Below are 23,656 nucleotides of genomic sequence, written 5' to 3'. Positions count from 1 at the left end.
TCGGGGGCGATCAACCCGGGGCGAGGGTGGTCAGAAGGGCGCGGGCCGCGTTGAAGCGGTCTTCCGGCAACGGCAGCGGGTGCTTGATGCGCAGCTTGTCAGGCCCTTCCATGGCGTACAGGTTCGGTTGTTTCTGGATCAGCTGGATCACCGCCATCGGGTTGATGTTCGGCTTGGATTCGAACACGATGCGGCCACCGTTCTCGCCCAGGTCGAGCTTGCGGATGCCCAGCGTATTGGCTTTCAGCTTCAGCTCGGCGATGGCGAACAGGTGCTTGGCCGCATCCGGCAGCAGGCCGAAGCGGTCGATCATCTCCACCTGCAGCTCGCGCAGCGCATCGCTGTCGCGCGCACTGGATATGCGCTTGTACAGGGTCAGGCGGGTGTGCACGTCCGGCAGGTAGTCTTCCGGAATCAGCGCCGGCACATGCAGTTCGACCTCGGCACCGCGCACTTCCTCGCCGGCATCCAGGTCGGGCAGCTTGCCCTGCTTGATGCTGCGCACCGCGCGCTCCAGCAGCTCGGTGTACAGGCTGAAGCCGACCTCGGCCATCTGCCCGCTCTGGTCCTCGCCGAGCAGTTCACCGGCACCGCGGATCTCCAGATCGTGCGTGGCCAGGGTGAAGCCGGCGCCGAGCTCGTCCATCGACGCGATCGCTTCCAGGCGCTTCTCCGCATCCGGGGTGATCGAACGGCGGTCGGGCGCCACCAGGTAGGCGTAGGCGCGGTGGTGCGAACGACCGACGCGGCCACGCAGCTGGTGCAGCTGGGCCAGGCCGAAGCGGTCGGCGCGGTTGATGATGATGGTGTTGGCGTTGGGGATGTCGATGCCCGACTCGATGATCGTGGTCGACAGCAGCACGTTGAAGCGCTGCTTCTGGAAATCCAGCATCACCTTTTCCAGCTCGCGCTCGGGCATCTGCCCGTGGGCGATGCCGATCCGCGCCTCCGGTACCAGCTCGGACAGCTCGCGCTGCATGCGGCCGATGCTTTCCACGTCGTTGTGCAGGAAGTACAGCTGGCCACCGCGCGCCAGCTCGCGCTGGAAGGCTTCGCGCAGCAGCGCGTTGTCCCACTGAGTGATGAAGGTCTGCACCGCCAGCCGGTTCGGCGGCGGCGTGGCGATGATCGACAGGTCGCGCAGGCCGGCCATGGCCATGTTCAGCGTGCGCGGAATCGGCGTGGCGGTCAGGGTCAGCAGGTGCACGTTGGCGCGCAGCGCCTTCAGCGCTTCCTTCTGGCGCACGCCGAAACGCTGCTCCTCGTCGACGATGACCATGCCCAGGTCCTTGAACTTCACGTCCGGCTGCAGCAGGCGGTGGGTACCGACGATGACGTCGATGGTGCCGGCGGCGACCTTTTCCAGCTCGGCCTTGATTTCCTTGGTGGTCTTGAAGCGCGACAGCACCTCGACCTTCAGCGGGTAATCGGCGAAACGGTCGCGGAAGTTGCGGTAATGCTGTTCGGCCAGCAGCGTGGTCGGCACCAGCACGGCCACCTGCTTGCCGGCACTGGCGGCCGCGAATGCCGCACGCACTGCCACCTCGGTCTTGCCGAAGCCGACGTCGCCGCAGACCACGCGGTCCATCGGCTGGCTGCTGGCCAGGTCGCGCAGGGTGGCGTCGATCGCGGCCAGCTGGTCCGGCGTTTCCTCGAACGGGAAACCGGCGGCGAACGGCTCGTACATCGCGCGGTCCACCTGCAGTGCCAGGCCGGCACGCGCCTGGCGGCGGGCCTGGATCTCCAGCAGCTCGGCGGCGACGTCGCGCACCTTCTCGGCGGCCTTGCGCTTGGCCTTGCTCCACTGTTCGCCGCCGAGCGAATGCAGCGGCGCGGTTTCCGCCGAAGCGCCAGAGTAGCGGCTGATCAGGTGCAGCTGGGCGACCGGCACATACAGCCGGTCACCCTTGGCATATTCGATTTCGAGGAACTCGCCGGGCATGCCGCCGACGTCCATCGCGATCAGGCCACGGTAGCGGCCGACGCCATGATCCTCGTGCACGATCGGCGCGCCTTCGGTCAGCTCGCCGAGGTCACGGATGATCGCTTCCGGTTCGCGGCCGGCACGGCGCGTGCGGCGGGTGCTGCCGGCGCGCTCGGGGAACAGCTGGCGCTCGGTCAGCACCGCGATGCGCGGATCGTCCAGCGCGAAGCCATCCTCCAGCGGCGCCACCGCGATCGCGAAGCGCGCATCGTCGGCGAGGAAGCTGGGCAGGTCGGCCGCCACCGGCGGCTTCAACTCGGCGGCCTGCAGCACTTCCAGCAGCGCCTCGCGGCGGCCGGGCGAATCGGCGGCGATCAGCACCCGGCCCGGATAGTGGCCGAGGAAGGATTTCAGCGCGTCGCCAGCGGGCGCCTCGCGCGCGGCCACCGGCAGCGGCGGCAGCGGCTGGTCGCCCAGCGCGTGCGCGTCGGCGATGCGCGCATGGTCAGCCGACCACACCTCGATGCGCGGGGCATCGTTCAGGCGCTCGCGCAGCAGCTCCGGCGACAGGTATAACGCCGACGGCGGCAGCAGCGGCCGTTCCACATCGTGGCGGCGTTGTTCGTAGCGCTCACCGGTCTGCGCCCAGAATGCCTCGGCGGCTTCGCCGGCACCGGCGCAGACCACCGGCAGGCTGCCGTCGGGCAGGTAGTCGAACAGGGTCGCGGTGCGTTCGAAGAACAGCGGCAGGTAGTACTCGACGCCGGCCGGCGCCAGTCCGGACTTCAGGTCCTGGTACAACGAACTGCGCCGGGTATCGACATCGAAACGCTCGCGCAGCGTGGCCAGCACGCGGGCGATGCTGGCTTCATCCATCGGCACTTCGCGGCCCGGCAGCATGTGCACCGCCTCGACCTTGTCCAGCGAACGCTGGCTTTCCGGATCGAAGGCACGGATCGAATCGATGTCCTCGTCCAGCAGCTCCACCCGCAGCGGCTCGTCGGCACCCATCGGGTACACGTCGAGCAGGCCGCCGCGCACAGCGAAGTCACCCGGGTCCATCACCTGCGGCACGTTGCGGTAGCCGGCACTTTCCAGGCGGCGCTTTTCGGCTTCCAGGTCCAGGCGCTGGCCGACCTTCAGGTCGAAGCTGCCGCCGATCACGTAGCTGCGCGGGGCCAGCTGCTGCAGCAGGGTCTGCACCGGCACGATCACCAGGCCGCGCTTCAGCGTGGGCAGGCGGTGCAGGGCGGACAGTCGCTGCGAAATGATGTCCGGATGCGGGCTGAAGCGGTCGTAGGGCAGGGTTTCCCAGTCCGGGAAGGCGACCACCGGCAGGGCCGGGTCGCCGCCGAGCAGGGTGTGCAGGTCGGCTTCGAGCTGGTTGGCACCGTGGTTGTCACGGGCGATCACCAGCAGGGGCGCGTCATGCGCACGCGCGGCCTGGGCCAGGTACCAGGCCAGGGCGGTCGGCGATGCGGGGGCGCGCCACCAGGCGCGGAGCTGGCCGGCGCGCGGCAGCGGCGGGGCGGGGTATGAGGTACGCGACATGGACCCCGGATTTTAGCAGAAGCCCCAGCCCGGCTCGGTGTGTAGTGCCGGCTGCCGGCCGGCAGCCTCATGCGCCGTTGGGGTAGCGCAATGCCGGCCAGCGGCCGGCACTACCGGAATGCGTCGCCGGGGCATGCCCGGCGCTACCGTCAGTTGTCCAGCTCCAGCACCATCCGCACCAGGCCTTCGGCACCGGTCGGGTGCGGCACCGGTTTGAAGCCCAGCGAGGCGGCCAGCTGCTTCATCGGCTCGTTCTCGGCGGCAACGTCGCCGTACAGGCGGTCCAGGTACTTGCCGCGGCCCCACTTCACCAGCTTCCGCATCAGCTGCCGGCCCAGGCCCTGGCCAATGAGGAAGCGGCTGATCAGGATCGCGTACTCGGCTTCACGGGTGCCGGGGATGATCGAGGCCCGGGCGACCGCGCCGACCACTGCTTCACCAGCGGGCAGGGATTCGGCTGCGACCAGGGTGATCTCGGTCTTGGGATTCGGGTGGGTCAGGCGCTGGGTGGTTTCCGGCGACAGCTCGGTCACCGCCTGCAGGAAACGATCACGGATTTCTTCCGGCCCGAACAGGCTGAACGCCGCTTGCAGCGGTGCGCCATCTTCCGGGCGGATGGGGCGGATCAGCAGCTCGTGGCCGCTGGGAGCCTTGAAGATCTCATGCCAGGGCGGCATGCGGTTGCGAGTGGCCATACCGGGTGATTCCTTGGTGGTCCATCGATTGTGGCATCACCGGGGCTGCATTCCGTGAACGAAAGGCTCACGGCGGTACAGCCTCGTGAAGGCCGTTATTCGGGGGCTTTGAGCCAATCCAGGCGGGTGCTGGCCCCGGGTTCGCCCAGGTGCTGGCGCAGCGCCGGCAGGGCCGGGCCGACCACCCGGTCGAACTGCCAGGGCGGGTTGAGCAGCAGCATGCCGCTGCCGTTGAGGCGCAGCGGCGAGTCGTCCGGGCGCACCAGGAACTCGATCGTCATCGCCGACTTGACCGGCAGGGCAGTGGCCTTGCGCAGGAAATGCAGGATGGTGCGGCGCTGCTTGATCGGGAACCAGACCGCACAGGTGGCCTGCGGCCAGCGTGCCAGGGTCTCGGCCAGGGCGGACAGCACGGCCTGGTACTCGGCGTCCTGCGCCTCGTACGGCGGGTCGATCAGCACCAGGCCACGACCGATCTTGCTGCCGTTGAACTTCGGCGGCAGCAGCGAGCGCAGCAGGGCGTAGCCATCGCCGGGGCGCACATCGACGCGGCTGTCATGGGCGAACAGGGCCTTCAGCGTGGCCGTTTCGGCTTCCTGCAGCTCGCAGACCGCCATCCGGTCCTGCGCGCGCATCGCCTGTGCGCTCAGCAGCGGCGAGCCCGGGTAGTTGGTCATCGCGCCGACCGGGTTGTCGGCCTGCACCGCCTTCAGGTAGCGCTCGACCACCTCCGGCAGCTTGGGCTGGGCCATCAAGCGCATGATCCCGGATTCGGCCTCCAGGGTCTTGCGGCTCTCTTCGCTGGCCAGCAGGTAGCGGCCGGCACCGCCGTGGGTGTCGAGCACGAAGAACGGGCTGTCCTTGCGCTTGAAGCTGTCGATCAGGGCCAGCTGCACGATGTGCTTGAGCACATCGGCGTGGTTGCCGGCATGGAAGGCGTGGCGATAGTTCATGGGCGGCAGTGTACGGGGCGGCGGCCGCAGCGGCTATGCTGCGCGCCATGACAGTTCCCGTTGCCCATGTCCTGGTGGTCGAGGACGAAGCCGCCATCGCCGAAACCGTGCTCTATGCGCTGCGCAGCGAAGGCTATGCCGCCAGCCACTGCCTGCTGGGCGGCGAGGCCCTGCAACGGCTGCAGGCCGGCGATATCGACGTGGTGGTGCTGGATGTGGGCCTGCCGGACCTGGGCGGTTTCGAGGTCTGCCGGCGGCTGCGCGCGCAGCCCGGGCCGGCGGCGCAGCTGCCGGTGATCTTCCTGACCGCCCGCAACGATGAAGTGGACCGCGTGCTCGGCCTGGAACTGGGCGCCGACGATTACATGACCAAACCGTTCTCGCCGCGCGAGCTGGTGGCGCGGGTGCGTGCGCGCCTGCGCCGTGCGGCACCGGCTGTCGCAGCGCCCCGCGCGGACGCCGGCTGGCAGGAACACGGGGCCTTCGCCATCGACCGCGAAGGCCGGCGCATCCGCTTCCGCGGCCATGCGCTGGACCTGACCCGCTACGAATACGCGTTGCTGGAAGCGCTGCTGCAGCGCCCGGGTGCCATCCTCAGCCGCGCGCAGCTGATGGACCGGGGCTGGGACAGCAGTGCCGACAGCGCCGACCGCACCGTCGACACCCATGTAAAAACGTTGCGCGCCAAGCTGCGTGCGGCCGGTGCCAGCGACGACCCGATCCGCACCCACCGTGGCCTTGGCTACGCGCTGGAGGTCTAGCCGATGCGCCTGGTACTGAAGCTGTTCCTGGGCTTCTTCCTGATCACCGGCATCGCGGCCTTCTTCGTGATGCGCGTGTTCGTCAACGAAGTGAAGCCGGGTGTGCGCCAGGCGATGGAATCGACCCTGGTCGACGCGGCCAACGTGCTGGCCGAGATGGCCGCCGCCGACGTCAAGGACGGCACCATCCGCAGCGGCAGCTTCACCCGCAACCTGGCCAAGGCGCGGCAGCGCGACCTGAAGGCGATGGTCTGGCGTTTTCCCAAGCGCTCGCTGGATTACCGGGTGACCATCACCGATGCCAAGGGCATCGTCATCTACGACTCGCTGGGCCGCGACCTCGGGCGTGACAATTCACGCTGGAACGATGTCTACCGCACCCTGCGTGGCGAGTACGGCGCCCGCTCCAGCCCGGAAGTGCCAGGCGAAGAAGGCGATACGGTGATGCATGTGGCGGCGCCGGTGTACGACCCGGCCGACGGCCGCACCCTGATCGGCGTGCTCAGCCTGGCCCAGCCCAACCGCAGCATCGATCCGTTCATCGCCGCCAGCCAGCGCGCCATCATCGAGCGCGGTGCCTGGTTGATCGGGTTGTCTGCCCTGGTCGGCGTGCTGGTGACGATGTGGCTCACCACCGGCCTCGGCCAGCTCAGCCGCTATGCACGCGCGGTCAGCGCCGGCGAACCGGTGCCACCGCCACGGCGCCGCCGCGATGAGATCGGTGACCTCGGCCAGGCGCTGGAAACCATGCGCCGCAAGCTGGAAGGCAAGGCTTACGTGGAACAGTACGTACAGTCACTGACGCACGAAATGAAGAGCCCGCTGGCGGCGATCCGCGGTGCCGCCGAGCTGCTGCAGGAGCCGCTGCCCGAGGCCGACCGCGTGCATTTCGCGCGCAGCATCGTCGACCAGCAGGAGCGGCTGACCGAGACCATCGACAAGCTGCTGGCGCTGGCGGAAGTGGAACAGCACGGCTGGCTGCAGACCCGCGATCCGATCGCGCTGCCAACCTTGCTGGCCGATGCGGCAGCGGCGGCGCAGGTGCGTGCGCAGGCGGCCGGCGTGCAGGTCTGCATCGGCAGCGTGCCCGACCTGCGCGTGCAGGGGGATGCCTATCTGCTGCGGCAGGCGTTGCACAACCTGATCGACAACGCGATTGCCTTCTCACCACCCGGCGCGGACATCGCGCTGCAGGCCGAGGTGGACGGGCAGGGCGTGCGCCTGCAGGTAGCGGATCGCGGTGCTGGCATTCCCGACTACGCGCGCGAACGGGTGTTTGAACGCTTCTATTCGCTGGCCCGCCCCGGCAGCGGCCGGCGCAGTTCCGGCCTGGGCCTGCCGTTCGTGCAGGAGGTCGCGCGCCTGCATGATGGTCGCGCCAGCCTCGACGCCCGCGATGGCGGTGGCACCGTGGCCAGCCTGTGGCTGCCGTTGGCACTGCCGGGCCAGCGTCCGCGCCGCTGACTTCACACTCGCTTCAAATTCGCCACAAACCCTGCTCACCGCAGCGGTCCATCCTGCAGCCCTCTCCAACGAGGATGGACCATGAAATCCCTGAAGATGCTGCTGCGGTTCGCCATTGTCGGCGGGCTGATCCTGTTGCTGCTGGTGCCGCTGATGATGATCCGCGGGGTCATCACCGAGCGCAGCCAGTACCGCGACGAGGCCTTTGCCCGGGTGGCCGACAGCCGGGCCGGCACGCAGCAGCTGGTGGGCCCGGTACGTGTGGTGCCGTGGGTGGACCGTCAGCAGGTCGAGGTGGTTGACGCCCAGGGCAACAAGAAGACCGAGATGCAGGTCACCGAGGGCCACTGGCTGCAGATGCCGGTGTCGCTGGAGGTGGGCGGCGAGATGCTGCCGAGCCAGCGCGAGGTGGGCCTGTTCAAGGTGCCGGTGTACAGCTGGAATGGCCAGTTGAAGGCGACCTTCGCCGAAGACGATTATCCGACGAAGACCGGCCGTACCTATGGCCAGCCCTATGTGGCGCTGGGGGTTTCCGACGTGCGCGGCCTGGTGGGCACGCCGAACCTGCGCGTGGACGGCAAGCAGCTGCGGTTGCTGCCCGGTGTTGGGGCGGCCAGCGAAATCGGCCGTGGCCTGCATGCGCCGGTGAGCGGTTTCGCCGCGGATCAGGGCGGCGCGCTGGCCGCCAGCACCGTTGAACTGGAGCTGCGCCTGGATGGCAGCCGCATGCTGTCGGTGGTGCCGGTGGGCGATGACACCCGCATTGCGCTGCGTTCGAGCTGGCCGCACCCATCGTTCAGTGGCGCCTTCCTGCCCAACGAACGCCGCGTCGATGCACAGGGCTTCGATGCCCGCTGGGCGGTGTCCTCGCTGGCCTCCGATGCACAGCGCCAGCTGCGCAGCGAGGATTCGATCGATTCGCAGGCGGTGACCGTGTCGCTGGTCGATCCGGTCGATACCTACACCCAGGCCGACCGTGCCTCGAAGTACGGCGTGCTGTTCGTGGTGCTGACCTTCGTCGGCTTCATCCTGTTCGAACTGATCAAGTCGCTGCGCATCCATCCGCTGCAGTACCTGATGGTCGGCCTGGCACTGGCGATCTTCTTCCTGCTGCTGATCAGCCTGTCCGAGCACATCGCGTTCTGGAAGGCCTACCTGGTCTCGGCCGTGGCCTGCATCGGCCTGCAGGCGGTGTACCTGGCCAACGTGCTGGGCCACTGGAAGCGCGGCCTCGGCTTCGCTGCGCTGCTGACCGTGCTGTACGGCGCGCTGTATGGCCTGCTGGTGTCGGAGAACAACGCGCTGCTGATGGGGTCGCTGCTGCTGTTCGTGATCCTGGCGCTGGCGATGTGGGTGACCCGCCGGGTCGACTGGTACGCGCTTGGCGCGGACCTGAAGTAAGGAGCACGCCATGAGCTGGCGCCAGGGATTGCGGCAACGGGCACGGCAGGGCATTCCAGCCCTGCTGGAAGTGGATGCACTGCTGCAGGCACATGGCGTGCTGGCGGCCCTGCCGGGGGCACGGATCGCCCCCGGCCTGGTCCGCTTCCAGCTGGCCGCGGTGACCTGCGAGGGATTGCAGGGCAAGGGCCTGGCCTGGTTGCAGGGCGCGCGGCAGGGACGCGGTGCGCTGGCGGGGAAGGTGCCGCGCTACCGGCCATGGAAGGCCGGGGCGGACGCACTGACCGAAATCGGCATCGGTGGCCTGCCCGATGATTGGCCCGCGCATGCGGCGGTATACGGCTGCAGCAGCATCGACCGGAGGCACTGGTTGCTGCTGCTGCCGGAGCGGGCGCAGCTGTGGCTGGGATGGAGTGGGTGATTCGGCTGTTCATCCACGCATGGCGTGGATCTACTATCGCTGTCCATGACCGATGGGACGGTATCGGCGCGCTCCTGCTGGCTAGACTCGATGGGTTGATGAGCAGGCCGCAAGGCAGGGGTGCGATGTGTTGAAGTGGGGCGTGCTGGCCGTAGCGCTGGCGATGGGTGGCAATGCGGCGGCGCAGCAGCGTGAAACGGTGGACCTGGACATGGTCAGCCGCATCCGCCAGGAGGCGTTCCACCGTTCGCAGGTGATGGACACCTTCAGCTATCTCACCGAGCGAATCGGCCCGCGGCTGACCAACTCACCGGCGATGGGCCGCGCCAACGCGTGGACCCGTGGCAAGTTCAACGAATGGAAGCTGGACAACGTCCACGACGAAGCCTTCGATGACTTCGGCCGTGGCTGGGAGTTCACCTCGGCCAGCGTGGAAATGCTGGGTGACCGCATCCAGCCGCTGCACGCGCTGCCGAAGGCGTGGACGCCGGGCACCCAGGGCCCGGTTGAAGGCGAGCTGGTGCAGGTCGAGATCAAGAAGCCCGAAGACATCGAGAAGTACCGCGGCAAGCTGCGCGGCAAGATCCTGCTGCTGGGCGAAGCGCGCGAGTACAAGCGCGGCACCGAGCCGGATTCCCATCGGCATGACGCGACCTCGCTGGAAGGCCTGCAGGAGTTCACCCTGCCGAAGGACCAGGATGCCACCGCCGAGCGCGCCAAGCGGGTCAAGGAGTACCAGGAACGCCAGCAGCTGGCAGCCAAGGTCAATGCGTTCTTCGTCGAAGAGGGCGCGCTGGCCTCGATCAGCATCAGCAGCTGGGATAACGGCATCATCCGCGTTGCCGGTGGTGGTTCGCGCAAGGCCGGCGAGCCGGTCGGCATTCCCGAGCTGGCGATGATCAGCGAGCACTTCAACCCGCTGGTGCGCGCGCTGAAGGCCAAGCAGAGCGTGCGCCTGCGCGTGGATGTGGCCGCGCGCTTCACCGATGAAGCCGACCAGCCGGGCTACAACACGCTGGCCGAGATCCGCGGCAGCAGCAAGCCCGATGAAGTGGTGATGATCGGTGCGCACCTGGATTCCTGGCACAGCGGCACCGGCGCGGCCGACAACGCCGCCGGCGTGGCGGTGATGATGGAGGCCATGCGCATCCTCAAGGCCACCGGCGCCAGGCCCAAGCGCACCATCCGCGTGGCGCTGTGGAGCGGCGAGGAGCAGGGCCTGGTCGGCTCGCAGGCCTATGTGGCCAAGCATTTCGGCCGTTTCCCGGAACCCACCGACCCGGCGCAGAAGGCGCTGCCGGCCTCGCTGCGCGAACCGACCGGCGCGCTGCAGAAGACCCGCGATTACAGCAGGTTCCAGGTCTACTTCAACATGGACAACGGCTCGGGCCGCTTCCGTGGCATCTACGCGCAGGAAAACCTGGCGGCGATGCCGATCTTCGAAGCCTGGCTGGCCCCGTTCCATGACGTCGGCGCCACCACCGTGGCCACCCGCAACACCGGCAGCACCGACCACATCAGTTTCGACCGCATCGGCCTGCCGGGCTTCCAGTTCATCCAGGACCGGCTGGACTACTTCACCAATGTCCACCACAGCCACCTGGACACCTGGGACCACGCCGAACCGGAAGACCTGAAGCAGGCCGCGGCCATCGTCGCCTCGTTCGCCTACAACGCCGCGATGCGCGAGCAGTCCTTCCCGCGCAAGGTAGAACCGTAAAAGGGGACGGAGGGGATTAAGTCGTATCTCCCCTCCGTTTCCCGGTTGCAGGCCCAGCGGCTGGGCAATCGCGACTTAATCCCCTCCGTCCCCTTTTTCCGCAGGGGGCGGTGGGCTGGTAAAATCGGGGGATTCCCGTTCCTCGAGCCGTCCATGACCTGCCGCACCCGCTTCGCCCCCAGTCCCACCGGCTACCTGCACATCGGTGGTGCCCGCACTGCGCTGTACTGCTGGCTGGAGGCCCGCCACCGTGGCGGCGAGTTCGTGCTGCGCATCGAGGACACCGACCGTGAACGCAGCACCCAGGGCGCGATCGACGCCATCCTGGAGGCGATGGAGTGGCTGGGCCTGGATTACGACGAGGGCCCGATCTACCAGACCGACCGCGTCGCCCGTTACCAGGAAGTGGCCGAGCAGCTGATCGCCGACGGCAAGGCCTACTACGCCTACGAAACCCGCGAAGAGCTGGACGCGATGCGCGAGGCCGCCATGGCCAGGCAGGAAAAGCCGCGTTACAACGGCGCTGCACGCGAACTGGGCCTGCCGTACAAGGACGACCCGAACCGCGTCATCCGCTTCAAGAACCCGCTGGAAGGTACGGTGGTGTTCGACGACCTGATCAAGGGCCGCATCGAGATCGCCAACAGCGAGCTGGATGACATGGTCATCTTCCGCCCGGACGGCTACCCCACCTACAACTTCGCGGTGGTGGTGGACGACTGGGACATGGGCATCACCGAGGTCATCCGCGGCGACGACCACATCAACAACACCCCGCGCCAGATCAACCTGTACGAAGGCATCGGCGCGCCGGTGCCGAAGTTCGGCCACATGCCGATGATCCTCGACGAGCAGGGCGCCAAGCTGTCCAAGCGCACCGGCGCGGCCGACGTGATGCAGTACAAGGACGCCGGCTACCTGCCCGATGCGCTGCTGAGCTACCTGGCCCGCCTGGGCTGGTCGCACGGTGACCAGGAGCTGTTCAGCCGCCAGGAGCTGATCGACCTGTTCGACGTGAAGGACTGCAACTCCAAGGCCTCGCGCCTGGACATGGCCAAGCTGGGCTGGGTCAACCAGCACTTCCTGAAGACCGAGGACGTGGCCGCCATCGTGCCGCACCTGGTCTACCAGCTGCAGAAGCTGAGCCTGGACGTGGCCGCCGGCCCCGCTCCGGAGGACGTGGTGGTCGCCCTGCGTGAACGCGTGCAGACCCTGAAGGAAATGGCCGATAAGGCGGTGGTCTGGTACCAGCCGCTGACCGAGTACGACGAAGCGGCGGTGGCCAAGCACTTCAAGGCCGGCGCCGAGGTGGCGCTGGGCAAGGCCCGCGAACTGCTGGCAGCGCTGCCGGAATGGACCGCCGAATCGGTGGGCGTGGCCCTGCACGATGCGGCCGCCGCGCTGGAGATCGGCATGGGCAAGGTCGCCCAGCCGCTGCGCGTGGCCATCACCGGTACCCAGGTCAGTCCTGACATTTCCCATACCGTGTACCTGGCCGGCCGCGAGCAGGCCTTGAAACGCATTGATGTGGCCATCACCAAGGTAGCAACGGCCTGAGGCATCCTTGCCAGGCCCGAACCGGAGAACACGCATGCCCGCCAAGACCGCCACTGCCTGTACCGCCCCGCACCACCACGTCCACGATGCGTCGGATTTCGTGGCGGTGGTCGAGCGTGTCTCGCGCGAACGCGGGCTGCGCCTGACCCCGATCCGCGCCAATGTGCTGAAGCTGATCGCCGAGGCCGGCAAGCCGGTCAAGGCCTACGAGCTGCTGGAATGGGTGCGCAACGGCAAGGGCGTGGGCGCTGATGCCCCGCCCACCGTGTACCGCGCGCTGGACTTCCTGATGGCCAATGGCTTCGTGCACAAGCTGGAGTCGGTGAATGCCTTCGTGGCCTGCCATCACCCCAGCAGTGCCGCGCACTCGGTGCCGTTCCTGATCTGCAACAGCTGCCACAGCGCGGTGGAACTGGAAGACCGCGAGATCGTCACCCAGCTGGAAAAGCGCGCCAAGGAGCTGGGCTTCCAGCCGCAGGCGCAGACCCTGGAAGTGCACGGCCTCTGCGCGCGCTGCGCCGGGTAGCGCAACGGTAGTGCCGGCCGCTGGCCGGCATAGGAGCGGGGTCAGATCCCTTTGCCATTGGCAAAGGGATCTGACCCCGTTTCATGACAAGGCTAGTCCATCGGCTTGGAGCGGGTATCCACCCGCACGATCACCGACATGCCTGGACGCAGCTGCGCGGCCAGCTTCTGGCCTTCATTGATCGATATCCGCACCGGCAGCCGCTGCACCACCTTGGTGAAGTTGCCGCTGGCATTGTCCGGGCGCAGCACGCTGAACTCCGACCCGGTGGCGGGCGCGATCTCCTGCACGCGGCCGCGCAGCACCTGGCCGTGGAATGCGTCCACCGAGAACGTGGCCGGCTGGCCGACGGCCATCCCCCAGGTCTGGCCTTCCTTGTAGTTGGCCACCACCCACAATGTGTCAGGCACCAGGAACAGCAGCTGCGAACCTGCTGCGACGTACTGGCCCACGCGTACGCTGGCTTCGCTGATCTGGCCGTCGCGTGGCGCGTGGATCACTGTGTTGGCCAGGTCGATGCGCGCCAGTTCCAGCTGTGCCTGTGCGCTCTCCACCTGGGCTTCCAGGCTCTTGCGCGCCACCTGGGTCGACACCAGCGTTTCCTCGGCGATGCGGATCTGCGCCTGCGACTGCTGCACGCTGGCCTGCGCCGAGGCCTGGGTGGTGCGGAACTTGTCGCGGTCGTTGACCGACACCAGCTGCTGCGCGGCCAGCTCCTCATAACGCTTGGTCTCGTTGCGCGAGCGCTGCAGTTCGGCCTGGCCGGCCGACAGCGTGGCCTGCGCGGAGGCGATCTGCGCACGATTCTGCGCCTGCGACTGGTCCGAGTTGGCCAATGCTGCCTGCGCACTGTCCAGCGTCGCCTGCGCCTGGGCGACACGCTGCGCATAGATACGGTCATCGATGCGCAGCAGCGGCTCGCCCTGCTTCACATGCTGGAAGTCCTTCACCAGCACCTCGGTCACGTAGCCGTTCACCTGCGGCGCCATCACCGTGATCTGGCCGCGCACATAGGCGTTGTCGGTCACCATCACGCTGCTGGTGAACGGCCACAGGTGCCAGGCGCGCAGGATCAGCGCGATGCCCAGCAAGGCCACCACCACCATCACCACCACGCTGCGCGCGCTGGGCTTGAGGTATTTCGGCGCGACCGCGGGTTCTGCCGGGGTGGGTGCGGGCGCCGCGTCGGTCGGCGGTGGTGGGGTCACGTTGTCGGTGTCGTCGGGGCGGGGCGGGACGGGAGGCATGGGGGGACTCAACGGGGCGCGGCCAGCGTGGCCGTAGTGGAAAGGGCGGGGTGGCGCTTGCGCCACTGCTTGAGCACGGCGGTGCGCAGCGTCAGCAGCAGCAACCAGCACAGGAAGCCGATCGCCAGCCAGCCGCTCAGCGTGAACACATCATTGAAGCCGCGCACGTTGGCTTCGCGGCGCGCGGTCTGCGCCAGCTGCGCGCTGCCCTGCGCGCTGCGCAGCACCGGGTCGGTGATCTGTGCGCTGTACAGCTGCTGCTGGAGGCGCAGGCGCTGCGCCACCACCGGGTCGGCGGGGTCGAGCTGGCTGGTCAACGCACTGGAGTACAGCTGCTCGCGATGCAGCTGGAAGGTGCCGAGCACCGCCGAACCGGCCAGGCCGCCCAGGGTCTGCGTGATCGACAGCGTCACCAGGAAGGTGATCATGTGGTCCACGCCCTGTTTCAACGCGGCCGAGATGCCGAGCATGATCAGCGGGCCCATGAACATGCCGGCACCGACCGAGGCCAGGAACTGGCTGGCGTAGAAGTCGTGCGGCCGGTCCAGGCTGGTGCGGTGCTGGTCGAAGAACGCGGCGGCACCCAGCAGCAGGATCGCCATCAACAGCTGCGCGATCAGCCGTTTCGGGCCGAAGGTCAGCGAGGCGCCGGCGATGCCGACGATCACCCCGGCCAGGATCACCACGAACAGCGGCCGCATCTGGTCCGGCCCCATGCCCAGCGTGCGCATCAGGTTGACCACGCCGTAGGACTGCTCGGTGGTGAGGAAGCGGATCAGGAAGGCGCCGACGATGAAATGCAGCACCGGCAGTGTCGACAGCCAACGGATCTGCAGCAGCGGATTGCGCCGGTAGTGTTCGATGATCAGTGCGACGGTGGTCAGCGCGATGGAGGCGATCAGCGCCCAGCCCAGCCACGCGGTGTTGAGCCACCAGCGCGTATAGCCCTGCGCCAGCACGATCACCAGCAGCGCGACCGCCGGCGCAAGCAGGGCGAAGGTGAGGAAGTCCAATGGCTCGAAGGCCTTCACCTGGATGCCCGGCGGCAGCTTCAGCAGCACCACCGCTGCAAACGCGCACAGGGCCAGGCCGGCTTCGAACGAGTACAGCTGGTGCCACTGGCCGGTATCGACCAGGCCCGGCGATACGATCCAGGCAATCGGCACCGCCAGCTGCGAGAGGCCGACACCGATCACCAGCAGGTTGCCGGTGAACCGCCGCGGCAGCGCCTGCAGCATGTACAGCGTGCCCAGCGTCGAACAGGCCGCACCAGCGAAGCCGCTGGCGGCACGGGTCAGCATCGTGGTCTCGAAGCTGCCGACGAACAGGTGCAGCACCGCCAGCGCCGCATACAGGCCCAGGCCGATCTCGGCGAACAGGCGGATGCCGTACTGCTGGCGGAACTTGAAGGCCAGCAGGTTGGCGGTGACATTCACCATCGCATAGGCGGCCACCAGCCAGCTGCCCTGGGTCGGAGTGAGTGCCAGCTGGCCCTGCAGGAACGGCAGGTTGGCGGTGACCAGCGCATTGCCGAGGCCGCCGGTGATCGCCACCAGCAGCGACACCAGGGCATAGGCCACGCGCCGATAGGGCGGATGCCAGGGCATCGATGCCGAACCGGGCATGGTCGGCTTCTCGTGCTCCTCCCAATCCGGAACCGGCTTCAGATACGGCTGGACCATCAGCGGGCCTCGCTGGTTGCTCCCTGGAGACCCCCGCGCAGCAGCTGCAGGGCGCGCCCGGCCAGGTGGGCGCGCTCGTCACGGGTCTTGCCGCGCAGGGCGGCGCCCAGCATGCCCGAGATCAGTGAAATATCCGTCTTCTCCAGGTCGGCACGGCACAGGCCGGCGGCCTTGGCGCGGGCGATCGGCGCTTCCAGCAGGTCGCGCACGGTTTCGCGCGCGGTGCGCATGGCAGGAACATCGGAGTCGACCGCGCGCCAGTAATCGGCCAGCGCCGGCGAATCGATGATGCGCTGGGCCATGCCCTCGAACACCTCGAACAGGGCGTCGTCGCGGTCGCCGAGCTGTTCGACCTGGCGCCGGATTCGGTCGACCGTACGCTGCAGCAGCGCCTGGATCAGCGCGGTGCGGTCGGGGAAGTTGCGGTACAGGGTGGCGCGGCCCACCTGGGCGCGTTCGACCACCAGGTCCAGCGGGGCGGTGACGCCGTGTTGGCCGAACACATGATCGGCGGCGTCGAGGATGAGGGCACGGCGGGCAGCAGCATCGGCACGTTGAGCGGTCATGGAATTATTTTCGGACAAAAGTGTCCGTTTGGCGAGACTTTGAGTGACGGGATTGTCCGGTTGTTGTCGTACGCACATCTTTGTGACGGATGTGTGATGGCGTGGGGCGAAATGAAAAAGGGGCCCGAAGGCCCCCGCTGTGTACATGTGGAAGGAGTGGCAAGGAGATCCACGCCATGCGTGGTCTCGGGCTGGGGTCAGAGCGCATTCCTGCGGAATGGGATCCGACCCCCGGCGTGGTGCAGTGGATCCACGCCATGCGTGGATGGAGGAGAATCAGAAGAACGCGCGGATGCCGAATGCGACGCCGCGGCCCGGCAGCGGCGAGTAGTCGCGCAGCAGCGAGGTATGCGGGCGCACTTCGCGGTTGGTCAGGTTGCTGCCATCCAGGAACACCTCGTAGCTGTTGCTCGCGTTGCGGTCCCAACGGTAGGCCAGGTGCGCATCGACCAGGGTGTAGCCGTTGCTCGGTTCTTCGTTCTGGGCGACGTCCTTCTGGCGGCTGTAACGCACCGCGCCGACCGAGGCGCGCCAGCCGTCCTTCGACCAGCGCAGGTCGGCGCCGACGCGGGCCGGAGCGATGCGCGGCAGGTAGCCGGTATTGGCCAGTTCCACCGAGTAGTTGTGGTTGTGGTCGCCGTGCGGCACGGCGATGTCCAGGTTGCGGCTGCCGCTGCCATCCAGCTTGGCCTTCACGTAGTCGCCGAACAGGCGCAGGTCCCAGTCACCGGCGCCACCCTCGAACAGGTGCACCAGCGCTTCGGCCTCGGCACCGCGGAACACCGCGTCCTGCTGGGTCCACGCACGAACCGGCAGGCCCTCGGTGACGCCGGTGTCGGCCAGGTAGATGAAGTCCTTGAATTTGGTCTGGTAGACCGACGCGGAGAAGTCCAGGCGATCACTGTGGGTATGGATGCCCAGCTCGATGCGCTGGCCGCGCTCGGTCTTCAGGTTGGCGTCGCCGATTTCCAGAGAGCGGGTGGCGATGTGCGCGCCGGCGGCATACAGCTCTTCGTTGGTCGGTGCACGCTCGGAGCTGTCCACGCCGATGCGCAGGTCAACGGCATCGTTGAGCTTCCAGATGCCGGCGGCAGACAGGTTGGTAGCGCCGAAGGTGCGGCGGCGGTAGTCACCGGTCGGGTCCAGCTTGACCTGGTCGTGGCGGCCGCCCAGTTCCAGCTTGAACGGGCCGAACTGCTTCTCCTGCAGCACGAACAGGCCGATGTTCTTCGTGCCGGTATCCGGTACGAACGCCTCCTCGCCCTTGGCGCCGAAATCACTGTTGCCGAACTGCAGGCCGAAGGCACCGTCCCAGCCGCCGATCTGCTGCTGCACGGCTTCCAGGCGCGCCTCGATGCCACGGTTGGTGAAGCGGGTGGACGGCGTGCCGGCCTCCAGCTCCACGTGCTCGTAGTCGGTGTAGGCCACGCGTGCGTTGATGTTCTTCAGGAACGAGACCGGGTTGTAGATGCCGGCCTTGGTCTCGAAGCGGTTCTGCACCATGTCGATGCGCACGTCATGCTCGTCGCCGCCTTCCTCTTCATCGCCATGGTCGTGGCCGTGGTCATGGCCATGATCATCACCATCGGCATGCACGTGCGCGCCATTGGGAATGCCGTAGTTGGTGCGGTAGGTGCTGGCCGACACACCGAAGTAGCCGCCGTCGCCCAGCCAGGTTGCGCCGACGCCACCGGCGCGGGTGCGGATCGAGCTGTTGTCCAGGCGACCCCGGCGCGGTTCTTCGCCCTCGGCCGCATCATGGTCGTGATCGTGGTCATGGTGGTCTTCAAGGCTGTCGATCACCGCGTAGCCGGGAATGCGGTAGTCGTCGCCATTGCGCACCAGGCCATCCACGTGCAGCACGACATTGCCGCTGACACCGTCGAGGCGGAACATGCCGCTGCGTTCGTTGTTCACCGAATTGCCACGCAGCTCGGCGCGGCCGCTGAGCGGGCGCTCCGGCAGTTCGCGCGCGATGCGGCCATCGACCACATTGACCGCACCACCGATGGCGCCGCTGCCGAACAGCAGCGTGGCCGGACCCTTCAGCACTTCGATCTGGTCGGCCAGGAACGGCTCGATGCTGGTGGCATGGTCGGCGCTGACCGTGGAGGCGTCCATGTTGCCCATGCCGTTGGACAGCACGGCCACGCGCGGGCCTTCCTGGCCGCGGATGATCGGGCGGCCGACGCCAGGGCCGAAGAAGGTGCTCTGCACGCCGGGCAGCTTGGCCACGGTATCGCCCAGGGTGCCGGCCTTCTGCTCGTCCAGGCGCTCACCGGCCAGCACGTCCACCGGGCGCGCCAGGGATTCTGCATCGCCCTGCAGCGGCGACGCGGTGACCTGCACCGACGACAGCTCGGTCAGGTGGCGGTCACGATGGGAGGTGTCCTGGCCGGCTGCAAAGGCGACGGACGGCAACAGGGCAGCGAGGGCCAGGGCCAGGGAATGCGGCTTGAGCCGAGGAGTGTGGGCGGGCATGGGCAGGTCCTTTGTTACAATGTATCAATCACGGGGCGCACGAATCCCGTCGATGGGACAGGGGGAGGGAAACCGTGCGGGTCGGAGAGGGATGTTATATTATTCCATAACGATTCGCCGACCCTGCTGGAAGTCATGTCCCTGTCCTCACGCCTGCGCCACCTGCTCGACCGTTTCGGTGCCACTGGTTCGATGCTGTGCGCAGTGCATTGCGCGGTGATCCCCGTGCTGCTGGCGGCGGCGCCGTCGCTGGGCCTGTCGTTCTGGCTGAGCGATGGCGTGGAACGGGCGCTGGTGGTGTTCGTGACCCTGCTCGGGCTGTTCAGCCTGGTCTGGGGCTATCGCCGCCACGGTGCGCTGCGCGCGCTCGGCTTCCTGATCCCCGGCCTGGTCGCGCTGTGGGCCGGCGTGCTGTACGACCCGCTGCACCACAATGCGGTGCCACATGCGGTGGTGATGACCATCGGCGGCCTGCTGGTGGGCGTTGCCCACCTGGTCAACCTGCGCCTCAACCACGGCCACGTGCACGACGCAAGCTGCGCGCACTAGGCCCGCCGTGATAGGATTTCCGATCGTGCGCGGGGGCGCCCAGCAAGGCGGCCCCGCCGAACCCGTGTCAGTACGGGGTAACCAGATTTCACACTTGAGGAGTTGAAGACATGGGTAAGGGTGACCGCAAGACCGCCAAGGGCAAGCGCTACAACGCCAGCTACGGCAACGCCCGTTCGCACACCGCGAGCAAGGTCGCCGTAGGCGCCGCCGCCCCGGTTGCCAAGAAGACCGTGGCCAAGGCTCCGGCGAAGAAGGCTGTGGCGAAGAAGGCCGTCGCCAAGGCCTGATCCGGCCGACCGACCGGTCCAAGGAAAACGCGGCGCCTGGCGCCGCGTTTTTTTATGCACGTTCTTGTAGAGCCGAGCCCATGCTCGGCTGGCGCAATGCAGCCGAGCATGGGCTCGGCTCTACAGGGGCGTCAGCGCAGCGTCTTCTTCAGCGTCTCCGCATTGCCGTCGTTCGGCGCGGCCGGCACCTGCAGCAGGTGGGCCAGCAGCGGGTAGACGTCGACATTGTCGAAGCCGTCGATCACCAGGCCCTGGCGGAACGATGGGCCGCTGGCCACGAACACCGCACGCATCGACGGCAGGGCATTGTCGTAACCGTGCGAGCCCCGGTCCTGGTGGACGCGCTTGGCGAGCTTCTGCTGGTGCAGCGCGTCCCAGCCTTCATCCATGTTGCAGATGATGGCCGGAATGCGCGGGTGGGTGCCGTAGTGCCAGCGTGCCGGCAGGTTCTCCTTCTTCCAGCACTCGTAGTGCGCGTGGCGGCCGAGCAGGGTACGTTCGGCCTCCGCCTCACGACCGGCCACTGGCGCGAAGCCCACCGACTGGCCCTGGCTGACATTGCGTGCGATGGCCGGATCGACCATCGATTCGGTGGAAATCACCTGGCTTTCAGGCACCGATGCCATGCCGTGGTCGGATACCACGATCACATTGGTGGTGGCGGCCAGGCCGCGTTGCTGCAGGCCGTCGAGCACCTGGCCGACGATCAGATCGGCGCGTACGATCGCGTCGGCGTACTGCTTCGACCCGGGGCCGTAGTTGTGGCCGGCCTTGTCTACGTGCTCCATGTACAGCGTGGTCAGGCGGGGAGCATCGGCATCGGTCTGTGCCAGCCAGTCGAGCACGATGCCCGCGCGCTGCTCCAGCGGTTCCTTGCCGTCGTAGACGCGCCACTGGCTGGGGCGCACACCCCGGATTTCCGATTCACTGCCCGGCCACGACGTGGTGGCGGTGCGCACGCCGGCATTTTCCGCGCCGACCCAGATCGGTTCACCCTCCCACCAGCGGCTGTCGGTCACCGCTTCACGGTTGCCCAGTTCGAAGCGGCCGAGGGCTGCGTCGTCCATGCTGTTGTTGACGATGCCGTGGTGATCCGGACGCAGGCCGGTGACGATCGTGTAGTGGTTGGGGAAGGTCAGGGAAGGATAGGACGGCGTCATCCAGCGAGCGCGCACGCCGCCGTCGATCATCCGCTGCAGGTTCGGGGTCAGCCCGCGGTCCAGCGCATCGGCGCGCAGGCCGTCGATGGAGATCAGCAGCAGCTTCGGCGGCGTAGCCGCAGCGACGGACGTGGGAACGGAGGCAGTAGGGGCGGGCGCAGTGGTGCAGGCAGCCAATGGCAGCAGCAGCGCCAGCGAACAGGTCAGGCGTACGGAAGTCATCTGCTCATGATAAGCCGCTGCAATGACGCCCCCAAGACACGGCGTGCTATCGCGCGCCGTGTCCGCGCTTTTTCCTTGTCCCCGCGCCTGTCGGCGCGCCCCCTTCAACAAGAAGGGGGCATTTCTCCAAGCATGTCCCTGATGCTTCCATCCACGCATGGCGTGGATCTACCGTGCCGACCAAGGTCGACACCTGCCAACAGTTGCGCAGAATGACGTTTGGACAGATCGCAGGAACCTGTCGAAGGCGGGGTGGGTCCGGTTGCAGGGGCGTGAGCGCCATGGATGGCGCGACCGAGCTTACAGGGACGTACTTGCAGCGTCCCCTGCAACTGGACCCACCCCGCCTCCCCGCAGGAAGCCCGCTGTTGCTCTAGCCTCTGCGGGTGCCGGGCGCAGCCCGGCCAGCCCTCTCAGGCGAACAGCGGGGCCTGGCGCTGTTCCAGCCGCAGCAGCGCGGCCTTGGTTTCCAGGCCGCCACCGAAGCCGGTCAGCGCGCCGTTGCTGCCGATCACGCGGTGGCAGGGCAGGATGATCGGCAACGGATTGCGACCATTGGCCGCGCCCACCGCGCGGGTCGCGCTGGGTTGTCCCAGATGCTGCGCCAGCTGCAGGTAGCTCCAGGTCTGGCCGAACGGAATCAGCGCCAGCGCCTGCCACACGCGCAGCTGGAACGGCGTACCACGCGGCGCCAGCACAAGGTCAAAGCTGTTGCGCTCGCCGTGCAGGAACTGCAGCAGCTGCTCGCGCGCTTCCGGCAATGCATCCGGTGCGTAGTGCCAGTCATCGCTCCCGCGTGCGGGGTGGCGGTTCTCCGGGAACAGCACATGCGAAAGGCCACGCTCGTCGCCGGCGATGGTCAACACGCCGATCGGGCTGTCGAAACGATCGAACAACAGGGTCATGTCGGTTCTCCAACGAAAGTGCCGGACAGGTGCCACAGGTGCAGCACGGCATAGGCGCGCCATGGGCGCCACGGCTGCGAGCGTGCTTCGGTCGCGCGCTCGCTCAGGCGCTGGCCCTGCGCGTGGCCGAGCACCTGCTGCAGTACAAGATCGCCGGCCGGGAAGGCATCGGGCTGGCCGAGGCCACGCAGGGCGATGTACTGCGCGGTCCATGGGCCGATACCGGGCAGTGCCACGCAGCGGGCAACAAATTCTTCCAGCGCCTGGCCGGGCCCGAAGTCGAGCTGGCCGTTGGCGCAGGCGGTGGCCAACGCGCGAACGGTGGCGGCGCGGCTGCGCGGCAGGCCGATCGATTCCAGAGGCGCCTCGGCCAATACCTCGGGTGCCGGGAACTGGCGATCGAAGTCGGACGGCATGCCCGGCAGGTGCGCGCCATAGGCATCGACCAGCCGCCGCGCGAAGGTGGTGGCTGCGGCAACCGTGACCTGCTGGCCGAGCACGGCGCGCACGCCGACCTCGAAGCCATCCCAGCCACCGGGCACGCGCAGGCCGGGGCGCTCGGCGATGCCACGCGCCAGCAGAGGTTCCTCGCCGAGCGCGGCATGCACCTGCTGCAGATCGGCATCAAGGTCGAAGACACGGCGCACGCGGCGCACGATGTCCGGGATCAGGCGCGGATCCACCGCACCCAGCTGCAGGCGCAGCTCCGGGCGCTTCGGGTCTGCAGTGACGCGCAGCAGGGTGGGGCGCTCCGGCGTGCCCAGCACGCGCTGGTAGCTGTCTTCGCCGATCAGTTCGATGCCGGGCAGGCTGCGCTTGCGCAGGAACGCGAGCATGCGCGGGAAGTCCAGCGGTGGACGGTAGCCCAGGCGCAGCACCAGGCCGCCATCGTCGGCGGCCAGCGGTTGATGCTGGCGGCGCAGTGCGGTGGGCGCCATGCCGCAACCCTGCAGGAACGCGGTATTGAAACGGCGCAGGCTGTTGTAGCCGGCGGCCAGCGCGACGTCGGTCACCGCCAGCGTGGTTTCGGTCAGCAGCTGCTTGGCCAGCAGCAGGCGATGGGTGGCATGGATCTGCCCGGGCGTCGCGCCCAGGTGTTCGACGAACAGGCGCTGCAGCTGGCGCGCGCTGAGGCCGAGCTTCGTTGCAAGATCGGCCACCGGCTGCTCCTGCAGGAAGCCGCCGTGGATCAGGGCCAGGGCGCGCTGCACGGTCTGCCCGGCCAGTGCCTGCTGGGCCTGTGGTGCCAGCTCCGGGCGGCAGCGCAGGCACGGGCGATAGCCGGCTGCGGCAGCGGCAGCGGCGGTCGGGTAGTAGGTGATGTTGCGCGGCTTCGGGGGCGGTGCCGGGCAGACCGGGCGGCAATAGATGCCGGTGCTGCGCACGGCGGTGAAGAACACGCCGTCGAAGCGTGCGTCGCGGGCCAGGCGGGCGCGGTCGCAGGCGGCGGTGTCGAGGGCGAGGGCGGTGTCCATGGCGCCAGTCTAGGCGGGTGCGGGTGGCAATACTCGCCACATTCGGACATGGATGCTGGAGAGGGTACTGGCAGGGCTTGCAGCCCTGCACCCGCAACGTCACCGT

General features: G+C 67.9%; 19 protein-coding genes. 9 read left to right on the top strand and 10 right to left on the bottom strand.

The features are described 5' to 3' along the window. Positions 1 to 10: 10 nt before the first annotated feature. The 3 genes from mfd to rlmJ form a co-directional block, all read right to left on the bottom strand. Positions 11 to 3,475: a transcription-repair coupling factor gene (mfd, locus tag BKE09_RS04665; protein ID WP_075674973.1), complete on the bottom strand. Its 3,465-nt coding sequence runs from the start codon at positions 3,473 to 3,475 to the stop codon at positions 11 to 13. Between the two features lie 149 nt (positions 3,476 to 3,624). Next, positions 3,625 to 4,170, bottom strand: coding sequence for a GNAT family N-acetyltransferase (locus BKE09_RS04660; protein WP_004150340.1), 546 nt, complete (start codon positions 4,168 to 4,170; stop codon positions 3,625 to 3,627). A 95-nt stretch (positions 4,171 to 4,265) separates the two neighbouring features. Beyond that, entirely contained in the window at positions 4,266 to 5,123 is an 858-nt protein-coding gene (rlmJ, locus tag BKE09_RS04655) for a 23S rRNA (adenine(2030)-N(6))-methyltransferase RlmJ (RefSeq protein WP_075674972.1), read from the bottom strand. 35 nt (positions 5,124 to 5,158) lie between these two features. On the opposite strand from rlmJ, the gene creB reads away from it, so the two are divergent. The 7 genes from creB to BKE09_RS04620 all read left to right on the top strand — a co-directional run bounded on the left by creB (position 5,159) and on the right by BKE09_RS04620 (position 12,973). Further along, positions 5,159 to 5,884 (top strand): two-component system response regulator CreB, encoded by a 726-nt coding sequence (gene creB / locus BKE09_RS04650; protein ID WP_014036454.1) that lies wholly within the window; start codon positions 5,159 to 5,161, stop codon positions 5,882 to 5,884. A 3-nt stretch (positions 5,885 to 5,887) separates the two neighbouring features. After that, the gene (gene creC / locus BKE09_RS04645) at positions 5,888 to 7,348 is read left to right on the top strand and encodes a two-component system sensor histidine kinase CreC (protein WP_075674971.1); all 1,461 of its coding nucleotides are present in this window, start codon (positions 5,888 to 5,890) and stop codon (positions 7,346 to 7,348) included. A gap of 81 nt (positions 7,349 to 7,429) precedes the next feature. Next, positions 7,430 to 8,749, top strand: coding sequence for a cell envelope integrity protein CreD (creD, locus tag BKE09_RS04640; protein WP_075674970.1), 1,320 nt, complete (start codon positions 7,430 to 7,432; stop codon positions 8,747 to 8,749). Positions 8,750 to 8,759: 10 nt separating this feature from the next. Beyond that, positions 8,760 to 9,170, top strand: coding sequence for a hypothetical protein (locus BKE09_RS04635; RefSeq protein WP_049446331.1), 411 nt, complete (start codon positions 8,760 to 8,762; stop codon positions 9,168 to 9,170). 127 nt (positions 9,171 to 9,297) lie between these two features. Further along, positions 9,298 to 10,890, top strand: coding sequence for a M20/M25/M40 family metallo-hydrolase (locus tag BKE09_RS04630; protein WP_075674969.1), 1,593 nt, complete (start codon positions 9,298 to 9,300; stop codon positions 10,888 to 10,890). 153 nt (positions 10,891 to 11,043) lie between these two features. Next, a complete protein-coding gene (gene gltX / locus BKE09_RS04625) occupies positions 11,044 to 12,447 on the top strand; it encodes a glutamate--tRNA ligase (RefSeq protein WP_075674968.1) in 1,404 nt (467 codons plus the stop codon). A 34-nt stretch (positions 12,448 to 12,481) separates the two neighbouring features. After that, on the top strand, positions 12,482 to 12,973 hold the full coding sequence (locus BKE09_RS04620) for a Fur family transcriptional regulator (protein WP_004150412.1): 492 nt from the start codon (positions 12,482 to 12,484) through the stop codon (positions 12,971 to 12,973). A 92-nt stretch (positions 12,974 to 13,065) separates the two neighbouring features. Here the strand turns inward: BKE09_RS04620 and BKE09_RS04615 are convergent, their stop codons facing one another. The 4 genes from BKE09_RS04615 to BKE09_RS04600 form a co-directional block, all read right to left on the bottom strand. Further along, the gene (locus tag BKE09_RS04615) at positions 13,066 to 14,220 is read right to left on the bottom strand and encodes an HlyD family secretion protein (RefSeq protein WP_075674967.1); all 1,155 of its coding nucleotides are present in this window, start codon (positions 14,218 to 14,220) and stop codon (positions 13,066 to 13,068) included. A gap of 8 nt (positions 14,221 to 14,228) precedes the next feature. Beyond that, on the bottom strand, positions 14,229 to 15,902 hold the full coding sequence (locus tag BKE09_RS04610; protein WP_075674966.1) for an MFS transporter: 1,674 nt from the start codon (positions 15,900 to 15,902) through the stop codon (positions 14,229 to 14,231). Continuing rightward, the gene (locus BKE09_RS04605) at positions 15,902 to 16,468 is read right to left on the bottom strand and encodes a TetR/AcrR family transcriptional regulator (RefSeq protein ID WP_010483118.1); all 567 of its coding nucleotides are present in this window, start codon (positions 16,466 to 16,468) and stop codon (positions 15,902 to 15,904) included. Before BKE09_RS04605 ends, BKE09_RS04610 begins: the two co-directional genes overlap by 1 nt. 276 nt (positions 16,469 to 16,744) lie before the next feature. Next, positions 16,745 to 18,949, bottom strand: a complete 2,205-nt coding sequence (locus BKE09_RS04600; RefSeq protein WP_075674965.1) for a TonB-dependent receptor — start codon at positions 18,947 to 18,949, stop codon at positions 16,745 to 16,747. A gap of 135 nt (positions 18,950 to 19,084) precedes the next feature. Here BKE09_RS04600 and BKE09_RS04595 point away from each other — a divergent pair, with 135 nt between their 5' ends. After that, positions 19,085 to 19,498, top strand: coding sequence for a MerC domain-containing protein (locus BKE09_RS04595; protein WP_075674964.1), 414 nt, complete (start codon positions 19,085 to 19,087; stop codon positions 19,496 to 19,498). A 110-nt stretch (positions 19,499 to 19,608) separates the two neighbouring features. After that, positions 19,609 to 19,788: a 30S ribosomal protein THX gene (locus BKE09_RS04590; RefSeq protein ID WP_004150462.1), complete on the top strand. Its 180-nt coding sequence runs from the start codon at positions 19,609 to 19,611 to the stop codon at positions 19,786 to 19,788. Between the two features lie 131 nt (positions 19,789 to 19,919). Here the strand turns inward: BKE09_RS04590 and BKE09_RS04585 are convergent, their stop codons facing one another. The 3 genes from BKE09_RS04585 to BKE09_RS04575 all read right to left on the bottom strand — a co-directional run bounded on the left by BKE09_RS04585 (position 19,920) and on the right by BKE09_RS04575 (position 23,550). Then, positions 19,920 to 21,170, bottom strand: coding sequence for an ectonucleotide pyrophosphatase/phosphodiesterase (locus BKE09_RS04585; RefSeq protein WP_075674963.1), 1,251 nt, complete (start codon positions 21,168 to 21,170; stop codon positions 19,920 to 19,922). A gap of 413 nt (positions 21,171 to 21,583) precedes the next feature. Next, on the bottom strand, positions 21,584 to 22,075 hold the full coding sequence (locus BKE09_RS04580) for a methylated-DNA--[protein]-cysteine S-methyltransferase (RefSeq protein WP_075674962.1): 492 nt from the start codon (positions 22,073 to 22,075) through the stop codon (positions 21,584 to 21,586). Further along, the gene (locus tag BKE09_RS04575) at positions 22,072 to 23,550 is read right to left on the bottom strand and encodes a DNA-3-methyladenine glycosylase 2 (RefSeq protein WP_014036464.1); all 1,479 of its coding nucleotides are present in this window, start codon (positions 23,548 to 23,550) and stop codon (positions 22,072 to 22,074) included. Before BKE09_RS04575 ends, BKE09_RS04580 begins: the two co-directional genes overlap by 4 nt. Positions 23,551 to 23,656: the final 106 nt, after the last annotated feature.

It is taken from the genome of Stenotrophomonas sp. TD3 (genome assembly GCF_001939825.1).
In the GTDB taxonomy this organism is placed as follows: Bacteria; Pseudomonadota; Gammaproteobacteria; order Xanthomonadales; family Xanthomonadaceae; genus Stenotrophomonas.
The sequence above is the reverse complement of the archived record's forward strand: the minus strand, read 5'-3'. Positions and strand labels throughout refer to the sequence as shown.

Excerpts from the sequence above, each read along its gene's own strand:
- creC (WP_075674971.1), top strand. The coding sequence starts at position 5,888 with ATGCGCCTGGTACTGAAGCTGTTCCTGGGCTTCTTCCTGATCACCGGC.
- BKE09_RS04575 (WP_014036464.1), bottom strand. The coding sequence starts at position 23,550 with ATGGACACCGCCCTCGCCCTCGACACCGCCGCCTGCGACCGCGCCCGC.
- BKE09_RS04615 (WP_075674967.1), bottom strand. The coding sequence starts at position 14,220 with ATGCCTCCCGTCCCGCCCCGCCCCGACGACACCGACAACGTGACCCCA.
- BKE09_RS04635 (WP_049446331.1), top strand. The coding sequence starts at position 8,760 with ATGAGCTGGCGCCAGGGATTGCGGCAACGGGCACGGCAGGGCATTCCA.
- BKE09_RS04660 (WP_004150340.1), bottom strand. The coding sequence starts at position 4,170 with ATGGCCACTCGCAACCGCATGCCGCCCTGGCATGAGATCTTCAAGGCT.
- rlmJ (WP_075674972.1), bottom strand. The coding sequence starts at position 5,123 with ATGAACTATCGCCACGCCTTCCATGCCGGCAACCACGCCGATGTGCTC.
- gltX (WP_075674968.1), top strand. The coding sequence starts at position 11,044 with ATGACCTGCCGCACCCGCTTCGCCCCCAGTCCCACCGGCTACCTGCAC.
- BKE09_RS04580 (WP_075674962.1), bottom strand. The coding sequence starts at position 22,075 with ATGACCCTGTTGTTCGATCGTTTCGACAGCCCGATCGGCGTGTTGACC.
- BKE09_RS04605 (WP_010483118.1), bottom strand. The coding sequence starts at position 16,468 with ATGACCGCTCAACGTGCCGATGCTGCTGCCCGCCGTGCCCTCATCCTC.
- BKE09_RS04600 (WP_075674965.1), bottom strand. The coding sequence starts at position 18,949 with ATGCCCGCCCACACTCCTCGGCTCAAGCCGCATTCCCTGGCCCTGGCC.
- BKE09_RS04610 (WP_075674966.1), bottom strand. The coding sequence starts at position 15,902 with ATGGTCCAGCCGTATCTGAAGCCGGTTCCGGATTGGGAGGAGCACGAG.
- creD (WP_075674970.1), top strand. The coding sequence starts at position 7,430 with ATGAAATCCCTGAAGATGCTGCTGCGGTTCGCCATTGTCGGCGGGCTG.
- creB (WP_014036454.1), top strand. The coding sequence starts at position 5,159 with ATGCTGCGCGCCATGACAGTTCCCGTTGCCCATGTCCTGGTGGTCGAG.
- BKE09_RS04585 (WP_075674963.1), bottom strand. The coding sequence starts at position 21,170 with ATGACTTCCGTACGCCTGACCTGTTCGCTGGCGCTGCTGCTGCCATTG.
- mfd (WP_075674973.1), bottom strand. The coding sequence starts at position 3,475 with ATGTCGCGTACCTCATACCCCGCCCCGCCGCTGCCGCGCGCCGGCCAG.
- BKE09_RS04595 (WP_075674964.1), top strand. The coding sequence starts at position 19,085 with ATGTCCCTGTCCTCACGCCTGCGCCACCTGCTCGACCGTTTCGGTGCC.
- BKE09_RS04590 (WP_004150462.1), top strand. The coding sequence starts at position 19,609 with ATGGGTAAGGGTGACCGCAAGACCGCCAAGGGCAAGCGCTACAACGCC.
- BKE09_RS04620 (WP_004150412.1), top strand. The coding sequence starts at position 12,482 with ATGCCCGCCAAGACCGCCACTGCCTGTACCGCCCCGCACCACCACGTC.